The organism is Paenibacillus agaridevorans (genome assembly GCF_003112455.1).
Lineage (GTDB): Bacteria > Bacillota > Bacilli > Paenibacillales > Paenibacillaceae > Pristimantibacillus > Pristimantibacillus agaridevorans.
This window is the reverse complement of record NZ_BDQX01000011.1, coordinates 76568-89692: the sequence shown is the minus strand read 5'-3', so window position 1 is coordinate 89692 and position 13125 is coordinate 76568. Positions and strand designations below refer to the sequence as shown.

The window sequence follows — 13125 nt, the reverse complement described above, 5'->3', positions numbered from 1 at the left end:
GGGTGATACATACACATGATCATTACAGTCGAAGAGATCGTTTATATTTATATAGGTGTATGTATCAGCATGCTCATTTTCAATGTTTTCATTATTTTTTTCCGCAAGTCGCAATACAAAAGGTTTAAAACTCGTACCCAGGATATCTCAAAACTAATCGATGTGCAGCTTGAGCATATTGCGCGCAAACAACCCATTAAACGAACGATACAAATCAAGTTGAACAAGATGTTGACCGCGCCAAACAAGCTGATGGCTTTTCATGAAGCCATAGAGGCTGCCCTTGAGCAAGATGCCGTAGTCGTTCAACAGTATCTGCTCTTAAGCCGCCCCCTGTTCGGCAGCCTGGCTGTAAAATATATGCAGAAGGATGATATAAGAAAAGCCTATTTTGCCTATTTGATGTCGAGATACAAGGTTTGCAAGGATATTGAGCAAGATGAGATCATTAATAGCATGCTGCAGCTTATCGATACCAAATCAGCTTATTGCAGGGAAAATGCGCTCAAAGCGCTTTACAGCTTTGGTAATGAAAAAAATGTGTTATCTGCGATTATGTTAATAAATAAAAATGAAATATTCCATCATGAAAAATTGTTATCCGATGGTCTATTATCTTTTGAAGGCGATAAAGCTCGACTCGGTGCCTTGCTGTGGGAGCACTTTAACGAATTTAACAATGACATTCAGGTTTCCATCGTGAAATTTTTGCATGCTGTTTCGGATCAATTTAAAGAGGAGCTTTACTCCTTGTTAATACGACAAGAAACAAACAAGGAAGTTAAAGTGGCAATCATTCGCTACTACGGGAAATATGTATATGAACCTATGTATCACTTTTTGCATACGACTTTGACAGAGGCTTCGGACGACTGGGAGATTATAGCGATATCAGCAACGGTAATCCGAGCATATCCAACCCCTGCATCTATAGAAGCATTGAAGATAGCCATGCATCATTCCAATTGGTACATTCGGTTTAATGCTGCTGAGACTCTTAATGCATTGCGAAAAAATTACAATGAGCTTGCATCCATATACAATGGTACTGACCGCTTCGCAAGAGATATGCTGCTGTACCAAGACCAGCGAACCCGTATCAAAGCACAGGCTCAACAGCAGGAGGCAGTGAGGGTATGATGGATTCCATCAAGGTATTATTCGAATATGTAGCCATTTTTTTCATTTGTTATATGCTGGTGTATTCTACATTTTTATTTTTGTCTGTTACGGTCGGAACCTCCGTGCTATACAAACAGCTGCAAAGGCGGCAAATGAAAAATGAGCTCCAACATGACTATTATATTCCCATTTCGATCATTGTACCTGCTTATAATGAAGATGTTACCGTTGTAGATACCGTCATTTCGTTGCTGAATTCTAAATATCAGTTATTTGAAATTATTGTCGTGGATGACGGATCAAAAGATAACACATCACAGGCATTGATTGATTACTTCGAATTGAATCCAATCGAGCGCCCGATCCGCAAGCTGATTCCGTGTATGCCTGAGGAGGCTTGTTATCTCGGCTATCGAGATAATATCCAGATCACGCTGATTCGAAAGAAAAATGGCGGCAAAGCGGACAGCTTAAATATGGGAATTAACGCTTCACAATTCCCCTACTTTATCTGTATGGATGCAGACTCCATGCTGCAGGATGATGCACTTGAAAAAATTATTCAGCCTGTACTTGAAAACCGCGACGTTATTGCTTGTGGCGGGCTTATCAACATCGCGAACGGTGTTACGATTAAAAATGGTAAAGTAATCAAATATAAACTGCCTAATAATATTTTAATTATTATGCAGGCATTGGAATACAACCGCTCTTTCCTGGCATCCCGCATTTTTTGGGATCAATTTAATGGAAACCTAATTATTTCTGGCGCCTTTGGCTTATTTAGAAAAGATATGGTCATCAATGTCGGCGGTTATGATCACGACACTCTAGGCGAGGACATGGAGCTTGTAGTAAAGCTGCATTCCTTTTGCCGTTCTCATCAAATCCCTTATTCTATTAAATACGAACCCGATGCCATATGCTGGAGTCAAGTACCAGAAACGATGTCGGATCTGATTAAGCAGCGAAGACGATGGCATCTCGGACTGTCCCAAAGCCTTTGGAAGCATAGAAATTTAATTGTAAATCCAAAATCCGGTATTGTCGGTCTAACATCTTATTCTTATTTTCTGTTTTATGAATTATTATCACCTTTTATTGAGTTGTTTGGATTGCTGACCATCATGCTGGCCTTCTCTGTTAATATAATTAATGTACAATTTATGATTATATTTTATTTGATATACGCAGGCTTTGGCTCAATCCTTTCCCTGACAGCTTTCTTTGCTCGTATCCATACACAAAATTTAAAGCTTGATCTAATTGATGTCTTAAAGGTCATCAGCCTATGTTTGCTGGAAAATGCGGGTCTCAGACTCGTTATTGCATTTGTTAGAATGACTTCTTTTTTCCGATATAAGAAGAAGAAAAACCATTGGGGCGAAATCACACGCCAGAAGATGAATATCGATCTCTAAAATTGGATCATATTGAATTGAGGAACTGATGATGACTAAAATATTACGCAATTTTTCATCGCTAGTATTGGCATTTTTGCTCCTATTAGGCGGTAGTGCGGCAACTGTAGACGCAAATACGAACAGCGTATCTGTAATAGAAGGAAATCAGACCGCATCAAATACGGAAGCTGTCGTTTATGTAGCAGGTAATCCTGATCACTACCCCATGGAGTACTTTGATAAAAAAGCTCATACCTTTAAAGGCATTGCGCCTGAGTTGCTCGAAATCATATCGAAAAAAACAGGCATTCAATTCATCTATATGGATGAAAATGTCGAACAAAAAAATTTGATTAAAAATCTTCAAGTAGATATGGTATCCGCCTTTGCCTTTAATCAGGAGCAAATCGACACCTATAACTTAACGCTCAGCGAGAAATATATTTCCGTCCCCAATGAGCATGGCGCAGATGATATTTATCTGGCTTTTACAACAATAGCCGATCCAGTAATGATATCCCGTATAACTGACGCCTTGCAATCCATTACGAGCGAACAAAAAGAACAGCTCCTGTGGTCGAAAATACCTAAGCAGCTCGAGACTGCACATAAAAGAACGGATATCATCATCCTGGCCTTATTGTGTGTTTCTGCTGCTCTTGTAATCGTTATGATCTTTATCGTTCTCAAGTATAAAAAGCGTTGGATTCACGTGCTTCAAACGGATCCAATAACGGGCTACGGTAATCACATTAAACTTTTTAAAGATTATGATGCATGTATTACGGATGATAATCGTGTCAGTTACAGTGTTGTCAATTTAAAAATCGAGAATATCTCTTCGATCAGCGAAGTGCATGGTTATGTAGAACGAGACCTTACCCTCACTCATATCTCAAAAATCATACAATCGCATCTTAGTGAACACGAGATGTTTGCCAGTGTATCGGAAGACAGTTTTATAATAGTGATGCAATATCTCTCCCAGCAACAATTAGCGAAAAGACTGGGGCCGCTATATTTGGACATCGAGAGCTTATTAAAGCAAAAAACGAAGGATGATGCGGCAACGCTTAGGTCGGGCATATATGGTTTGGCGATTTACGATAAAGAATTAAACCCGGCCATCAATCATGCTATACAAGCCCGGGAATATGCACAGAGCAATAACCTTAGCTATGTCTTTTATGATAAGGCGCTCTTCAAATCGATCCATTTGGTCAAAGAATTGGATCAAGAAGCGATTACAGGTCTTGATAACAATGAGTTTATTCCATACTTTCAACCAATGCTCGATTTGGACCAAATGGAGATTGCAGGATTTGAAGCCTTATCACGTTGGCAAAATAAAAAAAGAGGTCTGTTGTTCCCGGATCAATTTATCCCTATCCTCGAAAAGAATGGGCTGCTTGGCAAAGCGGATATCGCTTTGTTCCGCAATGTATGTCAATTGCTGGGTCAAAGAGTTAAGGAAGGGCAGGATCTGCTCTACATTTCCTGTAATTTCTCACGATATAGTATCTATCAACCTGACTTCTGTACAACCCTAAAAGAGATTGCCGCAGAACAACAAGTTCCTGCAAGCTGCTTGCAAATTGAAATTTCCGATACGATTTCGGCAGAAAATATGCCTGAGATTATAAGCAAAGTATCAGAATTAAAATCCTATGGCTTTACAGTAGCCCTTGATCATTTTGGAGGGGGCTATTCCTCCATTATGGAATTAAAAAACTTTGCAATAGACATCTTAAAGCTGGATAAGGAAATGATCAAAGATATTGAACATCCAAAAATACAATCCATCATGGGCAGTATAGTGGAAATGTGTCATGGCATTGGCGTAGAGGTTGCTTGTCAAGGGGTAGAGACGGATGCACAGCTGCAATTGCTTAAACAAATAGATTGTGATTATGTGCAAGGTTACCTTTTCTATCAGCCTATGCCTTATTCTGAGCTGGATAAGCTTATGCGGGGAATGCAGATATGAAAAAGCTCATTTATTATACGGGATTGACACTGATCCTGGTTATAGGAATTATCCTGATTGTTAATCGTGTTGCGCAAAAATCAGCTGAAACACACAGCAAGCATAGTATCTTTTCTTGGTCAGATGAAGTCGTATTAGCCGAAGAGCGCCCTGCATTGCTATCCATTCTTGATCGGATGGATATTGGAGCCATCTATCAATCATTCTCCAAAGAATTACTTGCATCACAAGAAGCAGAATCTTTTCTTTCGCAAATGCAGGAACATACGATTGATGTATTTTATCTGACTGGAGAAGCCGAATGGGGCTTGGAAGCAGACGGAGCATCTCTGAAAGAAGAAATCATGAAAGTAGAGCTGCTCAATCAAAAGGTAGACAAAAAAGCTGGATTGAAAGGTCTTGTTATCGATGTAGAGCCTTATCTTTTGGAGGAATGGGATGCAGCTGACAAAAAGGGAAAAGTAAAAATAATTGAAACATTTATTGATGGTTTGGAAGCAGCCTATCAGGTGGCAAAGGATAAGGATTTAATTATGATTGTTACAATTCCTAATTTCTACGACAGATATTCTCTGTATGAACTGGATCGCTTGATATCCTTGGCAGGTGATGGAATTGCCGTCATGAATTATGATCGCACTGACGAATTTACGCAAATCGAGAACGAAGTTCATTTTTCCAAAAAGCATGGCAAACCGATCATCAATATCGCCGAGCTGCAACAGCCAGGAAAACATAAACTCGTAGATATCAACACCTATTATAACGTCGGCCTTGAAGAGTTGCAAAAGTCTTGGGCTAGTCTGGACGACCGCTTCCAGTATCCCAAACTAAGCTTTTCCTATCATTATTATGATACTTTAAAGGAATTGCTCGAGTAGTAGGATACATGGACCGCGCTCATTACTTTCTGCAAGAGAACAAAAAGTTGGACGGATTTTTCCGCCCAACTTTTTTATTTTCGGGACTTAAAAGACAGCCCCTTCTGAGGGAATTAATCGCCAATCCTTTGTTGCTTTCATTGGTCGATTGTCTCGATGAGGCCGGCCTTCGATAGCAAACGCCGAATCACAACAGCCGCCTCAGCACGCGTGATGCTGGCCTTGGGCGCCAGCATATGCTTCGCCCTTCCGGCAAACAATCCCCAGTTGACATTGTTGGCAGCTGCCGGGACGGCCCAGACTGACACTAGATTGGCGTCTATAAAACGCTCAAGGACCGCCATATCGCTAAGTACAGCGGCAGACTCTTTATCGTCGGCCAATATCATAGCTCGGCTGGCAATAACCATCGCTTCCTCGCGATTAACCGGATTGTCGGGACGGAAATTTCCATCGTCATATCCGGCTATCAACCCGCTTTTCCAGGCAGCTTCCAGCCAGCCCGCATACCAAGCCGAAGCATCGACATCGTTAAATGCGCTATCTCCCTCTATTGGCTTCAAGCCCAAGCCGCGAGCCAGCATAACAGACAGTTCAGCTCTTGTCACTGCTGCATCGGGCTTGAACTGACCGTTCGCGTAACCGGAGACGACTAACCGTCTGGCCATATCCTCGACGGCCCCTTGTCCCCAATGACCCTTCATATCGAGAAAGGCAATATTCGAAATCGCCAGAGCATATAGGCTATTAGTCAGGCTGCGAATTTGAACGAATTTGCGGTCATCCGTCGAGTCAAGGATGGCAGGGACCGGACGTACTTCGCCTTGTTCATCGACAACAAATGCCGCCGCCTTATCGAATATCTTCTCCGCTTCTGACGGAAGTTTGATTCCTCTCTCCACGTAAAAATCAAAAGTATCAACAGGATCCATTCGCCCTTCCTGTCCCAGCATCAACTCGAAGCGAATCGGCGAACCGATCAATTCCAGTCCATTCCGCTTGAGGGACTTCGCCACCCGACTTCTCTCGGATTCTGCCACTTCAGAAATAACAACTCGCAGCAACAATCCGTCGTCGTCCGCCTCCGCTCCGCTCAGGAATTGTTCCTGCAGTTGCGCCGCATTCAGCGTGTAGTAAGCGCTCGATGTTTGCAGCGTAATAAAAGCTTTGCGGTTACCCAGCAATTCAAGCGACTTTCCATCCAACTCCAGCGCAGCTTCGGGGTTATCCAGATCCAGCGCAATTTCAATTATCGCCCCCTCATCCCCCACTAGGCTAGACAATAGCTTGTCATAGTCCAACAAGTAGGTTACGGAAAAACCATTCGACGATTGGTCGCGCTTCTCTCGGCCCAGATCGGCGGTACGCCCGTTCAATAGCAGCTTCACCCGCTCAGGATCTGTCCCGCGAGAGTACGATTGCCCGGCAGGTAGGACATACTGAATCTCTGGCACTACCGTTTCCTTGCTTCGTTCTCCCCATTCGTTAGCGCCGGTCAGCAGGAAGTGGTAAACTCCCTCCTGATCCAACGGCACCTCAATCACAAATTCGCTGCCATCGGTCAAGCGTTTCGTTGCGGCCAGCTTATCCCAACTGTCCACCGAAGCGTTGCCATTGGAGTCCTGCCATACTTGCACCAAAGCTCCGTTCATTGCCGTTCCTTCAATTGTCACATTCGCTTGGCCAACGGTTCCGGTTGGCTCTGATACCGTCGTCACAACAGGAGGAGCCATAACGGCCTCCCGACGATGCGGGCCGATGTAGAAATAGGGAATATCCGCCTCCATTAGCGAGAATTGCGGCAGCCGCTGCAAACTTGTCCAGCGATAGGGATCGGCCGATTGCCCCGAAGACATTCCCTCTGGTCGTACCTCCACCACAACAAAGGTGCGCATCGGGCCCATATCAGCTTGCACAACTGCAATTCCTGGCTGCAGCGCAGCGATGACACCATCGCTGCCGACCGTTACCGTATCGTTGTGATTGGTGGACCAAGTTACCGTTTCTGCAGGTTGCCGCAAGTGTCCCTGACTGTTTAATTCGGTAACCGTAAGCGTATCTTGGCCGTTTACAGGCAGTACCAGATGCGGACGATCAGCGATGAGCGCCACGGGTTTGCCGACATCAGGCGGCAGCATTCGGAAGGCCAGCTCTGTAAGAGCGATCTCCAGCGACGATCCTTCGCCGTTTTCTTTCAACAGATAGATATCCGTTGTCTCCAACGTCTCGCCTGCAAAAGCCGAAATATCAATCTCAAACGTAGACAGTGCACCATCATCGGATACTGTATATTCTTGATAGAAGGGATTGCTGCCGGTAATGCTCGTATCCCATGATCGCATAAAAAACTTCGCTTGACGCTGCACGGCTCCGGACTCGCCCACAAATCCGAACTTTCCTGTCAAAAAGACAGCCGGTTGATCCGGTACCTCCAGGCTGATCCGGCCATTAATGCCGGTGCCGCTATCGCTTCCCGCGAGTACAATGGGATGTTCATAGCTGTTGCCATCCTCCATGACCACGCTCTCCGGCCTCGAGGCGCCGCCGTATTCTGTCCAACTGCCGAATGGGAAGCCCGCATAGGTCGGTTCCGCCGTCCAGCTTCCTTCCTCTTCATACACGTCCAGCAAGTCCTCATATACATAACCATCATTGCTTACATGCACATATCCTCTGGTTAACGTATGATCAGTTACCAGCGTTATTTGAGCTGTTCCTTCCTTGAGCGCCAGGAAATGACCCGTATTGTCCACTTGGACGATATCCGGCCGATCATTGTAGAAATGGGCATTCTCTTCCTGGAGCCAGACGCCGCGAGAACCGTCGCTATACACCTCGTTGATCTGCAGATGACCGCTCGTTCCCGGTTTCACCGTTGTGTTAACCTTATCGAATTCCAGATGCGTGACGGAATTGACCGGCGTTTCATCTTCATACACGAATTTATAGTCCGTCAGCAGCACTTCCGCATCCTCCCAAGAGGTTGCGCCTTTGTGACGCACATTCAGGTCGATCCTGATTTTCTGACCCGCATAAGCGGATAAATCCACTTCCACGGAGGTTCCCTTTCCCGTCACGGGCAAATCCTTTTGTACCACGAATATATTGCTGCCGCCGCCTTCCGTATATCCCTCCATAATAACGGAATTGTATACGCCCTGCGTCGCTCCTTGCGGGTATCGGAAGGTTGCAATCGCCTTTACCTTGGTTTTATTGGGCACTTGGAGGGAGTCCAGCGATCCGCTAATCTGTTCTCCGTTCTGCAGCGGCGCATAGCGGAATACTTGAGTATAGTTCTCTCCGTTCTCGGCTGTAGCCGCATCCCTTTGTTCGCCTATGCCATATTCGTTGCCTTCTCCGAAGGTGAACGGATGCCAGCCGTTGGCCATCGACCAAGTGCTCCAGAAAGCCGTCGGCATACGCTGCATGAGAGACTCCTCCAAAGGCGCGCTGATCGTCAACAAAGCGCTTGCGACAACTCCGCTTGAGGTAGCCGTTATAACCGTCTGCCCTTCCTCAAGCGCCGATACTCGCCCTTCCGAATCGACAATGGCGACATTTTCGTTACTGCTGCTCCAGAGCGAAGCTGCTTCCATCTCATCCTCGTAGAAATAATAACCGTCCGATGTAATCCCGGTCAGTGCAAAGGAGATATCCGAGCCCGCAATTGTTTCAAACTCACGGTCGGACAGGCTTTCCAATTGCTGCTCCTTCAGTGTTTCGCCCTCCAGACGGAGCACAAGCCGGTCCAGATCGGTAGCATATTCTCCCTGTCTGTTCAGCTTCAGATCGGCAGGGTTGCCGTTGAAGAAAGCGAAGGTAGCCGCGCTATCCGTTGACAGCTCGACATCACCTTCCGAATCGGGAAAGATAAACTCGCCAGCTATAATATCGTAGCGAGGCGATGCATCCGGGAACCGGATCGTTTCTGTGCCGGCCTCCGGCAATGTGACGAATACAAAGGATTCGTTGGCATTCACCTGCTTGCCGCTTCTCGAATACAAATGAACGCCGGCCAGATCGGCCAAATTGCGATACAGTAGCTCCGATGAAATAGAGGGTGAGCCGATCCATACTTCCGCTCCGCCTGCATGCTCTTTATATACAGCGGTAGCATGTGAGCCTGTCTGTCCCAGTAATTGAAATCCCGCCGCTTCGTATCCAACTGCCGCATACAGCGGTATAGCCGGCACTGATCCGCCGAGCGGTTCGGATACGTCTATTCCCGACAGCAACGACGACGTGCTGCTTTCAGCAGGCAGAATTTCAAAGCTCTGCTTCCCGATCTCCACGCTCGGCACACCGGTTACCGATGCCATATGCCCTGCGGAACGACTGTCCACTCCATCTGCATCCCGCTTCCAGTATCCTGCCGCATACAGCCAGACGAGCGTCTTGCCCGTTTTATCCCAATTCTCCAGCTGCGCAAGTCGTTCGTTATCCCAGGCATAAGCATTAGCCATAATATACAACTTGTACGGATCGGTTTTGCCGGCTAACACATCAGAAAGCAGCACGATATCGTAAGGAGCTCCAACGGCGGACAACTCCTCCCGAATGAGCCTTACCCGTTCATTGACCGGGGAACCCCCGGCAGATTGAATCAACTGGGAGAACTCGTCCAGGACAAGCGCGATTTCGGTTGTCGACCGCCTCGGTAGATCAACGGCAGCTTCTGCTAGCTGATTCATCAGTCGAATGTTGTTCATCATTCGCGCGTTATGAAACCCGCCATACCCGGCGTCGTCATACCAGTGAATGCCGTAGTTTTTGGACAGCGTAAATCCAAAATTGCGCCACAAGAGAGCAAGCGATCCCTCAATGTCGTTGGCCAATGGCGGAGCGCCATGGGTATCGGTCCCCATATGCGTCGCATAGTCATCTTCGCCCACGTATAGTTTGCCGTACAAGCGGGCCGAGTCCATCGCTCCGTGGACACTTGTGAAGCCGTCATCCAGATCCCTGTGCGTATAGTCCAGCGGCGAATACAGCAGATCAATATCGTCGTTACGAAGCAACGTCTCAAAATCCAGCATGCCCGACAACGGACCGTATTGTCCGAATGCCATCGTGTAGCCGCCGTATACGGCAGCGAGCTTCCGGCCTTCCACTTCTTCCTTCACAACATGGGACAAGTAAGTCATCCGCTCGGACACAATCTCGTTGTGGTACACGGCATAATCAATCAGGTCGCTCTGTGACCCTGGATTTAGGAACGGATCACCGGAAGCCTTCGCTGGAATGTCAGCGCTTTCAAACGTGACATACGCATCGTTCCACGCTTCTCTTAGCTTGGCGACATCATGATTGTACCTCTCTTGCAGCCATTGCCGGAACTTCGCCTTATTGCTAACGCTGCGGTCAAAATCCCGATTGGCCCAGGTATCTACATAGAACCACTCTGCTGTACTGCCCGCGCTTAACATATACCCCAAAATGCGATCGCCGACAGGACTTGCCTCATACCTGCGAATTTGCTCCCGCAGCAGCAGCTCCGCCCGATTCTGCCATTCATCCGAGCCGTAGGATATCGCTCCCCAAGAAGCCCCTGTATCGGTATGCACATCCGAACTGTTTTTTTCGTCAAAGCCAAACGGGGTATTGGAACCCATCCAGATCACGGGCAGGAAGTAGGCGTTGGGGTCCTGTTCGGCAATCTCCTGCATGTGCGGCAACCACACTTCGAGAGTCGGATAGCCGGTCGTATGTCGCGGCTGATAGATCCGAATACCCGCATAGTCGGCGGATTGCGTCATTCCGGGATACCAATCCCATTGAAACCAGCCGACTAGCGGCTGCGGTTGATTGTTAATATGCAGGGTTGGAATACCGTCGATACTCTCAACCGACGCATTCTCTACCGCATCATAATCGTTTTCCTCCGCTGCCGCTCCGGCCGTCTCGCCCGCCAAAGGCGGCAGCAAGCCGACCGTAACGATCAGCGCTGCCAGAAAGCTTGCAGTTAGTTGCTTAAATCTCATACACGATTCACCCCAATATTGTATATTTGCGCTTTACCCCTTGACCGCTCCCGCTGTCATTCCTTCAATAAAATAACGGGAGAAGAACAAGTAGACAAGCAAAGATGGAAGAGTTACGATTGTAAGTCCCGCCAGAAGCACGCCATAATTGGTGTTGTATTGCGATTGAAAATTCAGCAGTCCTAGCGGCAGCGTCTTCAATTTGTCATCCGTAATCGTAATCAAAGCCCAGAAAAATTCACTCCACACTCCCACGAAGCTCATAATGGCAACGACTGCAAGCACAGGCACAATCAGCGGCAGATCAATAGACCAGAACACCCTCATGTAGCCCGCCCCGTCAATTCGGGCCGCTTCGTCCAGCTCCTTGGGCAGCGACAGTACAAAATTGCGTATCAAATAGATGGCCATGCCGATCCCTCCCCCAACATAAGCAAGAATAAGTCCGGGATGCGAATTGAGCAGGTCCAAATCGCGCAGCATCAGAAAAATCGGAATGGTTGTCATCTCTCCGGTTATCATCAGAGTGGCCAGAAATCCGACAAAGAGCACCGAGTGGCCCGGCGGTTTCCACTTGCCGAGAGAATACGCCGCCAAGGTTACCACCGCAAGCGTAATCACAAGCGAACTGATCGTCACGAATGCACTGTTGGCAAAATACACCGATACTTTGCCGATCACAAAAGCCTCCGCATAATTCGACCATTGCGGCCCCGAAGACGACCACAGCCCGGACGGCTGCATCATGATTTCACGGGTTGTTCTCAAGGAATTAAACACCATGTAGAACAAAGGGTAAACGATGATAAGAAAAAGTCCGTATACCGGCAGCATACGAAGCGCTCCGAATAATCTATTGTTTGTCATTGCTCGTCCTCCCTTGAGGCAATTAGCCTGCGGCTAATCAGGGTTAGCGTCAAAATAACAATGAACAGGATTATTCCCATCGTAATCGCTTCGCCGAACCGGAAGGAAAGAAACGCGCGTCGATAGATCATGATCCCGAGCACAGTGGTGCTGTCCCCCGGACCTCCTCCTGTCATCATGTAGATAAGGTCAAACGCTTTCAAGCCGCCAATCAGCGATAGAATAAAATTAACTTCCGTAATCCCTTTTAGCAGAGGCCGGAATATGTGCCAGAGAAGCGTGCCGCTTCCTGCTCCGTCCATCTTGGCACTCTCTATAAGATCTTTCGGAATCGCCAGCATCGCAACAATATAAAACGTAATGGTCATGCCGATGAACTTCCATGTATTTACGATCATAAGCGTATTCATCGCGGTCTCGGTGCTTCCCAGCCATCCTCTTGCCCACGCCTCAAGCCCAATTGCTCTCAGCACTTCATTCACCAGACCGAAATTGGGGGATAACAGATTGCTCCAAAGAAGGCTCACGACCGCTCCAGGCAAAATGACGGGAATATAAACAGCGACGCGCATCAGTTTTCGCCACCGATCGGATACGAGCGTATAGATGAAAAATGCCAGCAAAAAGCCGAGTATAGTCTGCACAATAGTCGTCACAAAAGCAAACCGCAATGTGCGTCCCGTTGCCGCCCAAAAATGATGATCGCCAAACACATTTTTATAGTTGCCCCAGCCAACCCAAAGAAATCCGGCATCAAACCCATTCCAATCCGTAAAGCTGCGTACAACGCTTGTCAGAACGGGATAAATGTAAAAGGCAGCCAGCAGTGCGACCGCCGGCAATAGAAATAAGTATGCGAGCGTATATTTGCGCGCTATCATGTA

At 47.0% G+C, this 13125-nt stretch carries 7 protein-coding genes; 4 read left to right on the top strand and 3 right to left on the bottom strand.

The annotated features are described in order from the left end of the window. Positions 1-15: 15 nt before the first annotated feature. Genes PAT3040_RS00640 through PAT3040_RS00625 form a run of 4 tightly spaced genes read left to right on the top strand, consistent with a single transcriptional unit; the run spans position 16 to position 5393 of the window. On the top strand, positions 16-1140 hold the full coding sequence (locus PAT3040_RS00640; RefSeq protein ID WP_108991111.1) for a HEAT repeat domain-containing protein: 1125 nt from the start codon (positions 16-18) through the stop codon (positions 1138-1140). Then, entirely contained in the window at positions 1137-2543 is a 1407-nt protein-coding gene (locus PAT3040_RS00635) for a glycosyltransferase family 2 protein (RefSeq protein WP_108991110.1), read from the top strand. The genes PAT3040_RS00640 and PAT3040_RS00635 overlap by 4 nt, the downstream gene beginning before the upstream one ends. 31 nt (positions 2544-2574) lie before the next feature. Beyond that, positions 2575-4512, top strand: coding sequence for an EAL domain-containing protein (locus tag PAT3040_RS00630; RefSeq protein WP_181376365.1), 1938 nt, complete (start codon positions 2575-2577; stop codon positions 4510-4512). Next, entirely contained in the window at positions 4509-5393 is an 885-nt protein-coding gene (locus PAT3040_RS00625) for a hypothetical protein (protein ID WP_108991108.1), read from the top strand. Before PAT3040_RS00630 ends, PAT3040_RS00625 begins: the two co-directional genes overlap by 4 nt. Positions 5394-5530: 137 nt before the next feature. Here the strand turns inward: PAT3040_RS00625 and PAT3040_RS00620 are convergent, their stop codons facing one another. From PAT3040_RS00620 to PAT3040_RS00610, 3 genes are read right to left on the bottom strand one after another with little or no spacing between them, the layout of a single operon-like run. Then, positions 5531-11374 (bottom strand): S-layer homology domain-containing protein, encoded by a 5844-nt coding sequence (locus tag PAT3040_RS00620; RefSeq protein WP_108991107.1) that lies wholly within the window; start codon positions 11372-11374, stop codon positions 5531-5533. 33 nt (positions 11375-11407) lie between these two features. Continuing rightward, positions 11408-12241, bottom strand: a complete 834-nt coding sequence (locus PAT3040_RS00615; protein ID WP_108991106.1) for a carbohydrate ABC transporter permease — start codon at positions 12239-12241, stop codon at positions 11408-11410. Beyond that, positions 12238-13122 (bottom strand): carbohydrate ABC transporter permease, encoded by an 885-nt coding sequence (locus PAT3040_RS00610; protein ID WP_179215289.1) that lies wholly within the window; start codon positions 13120-13122, stop codon positions 12238-12240. Before PAT3040_RS00610 ends, PAT3040_RS00615 begins: the two co-directional genes overlap by 4 nt. Positions 13123-13125 lie beyond the last annotated feature (3 nt).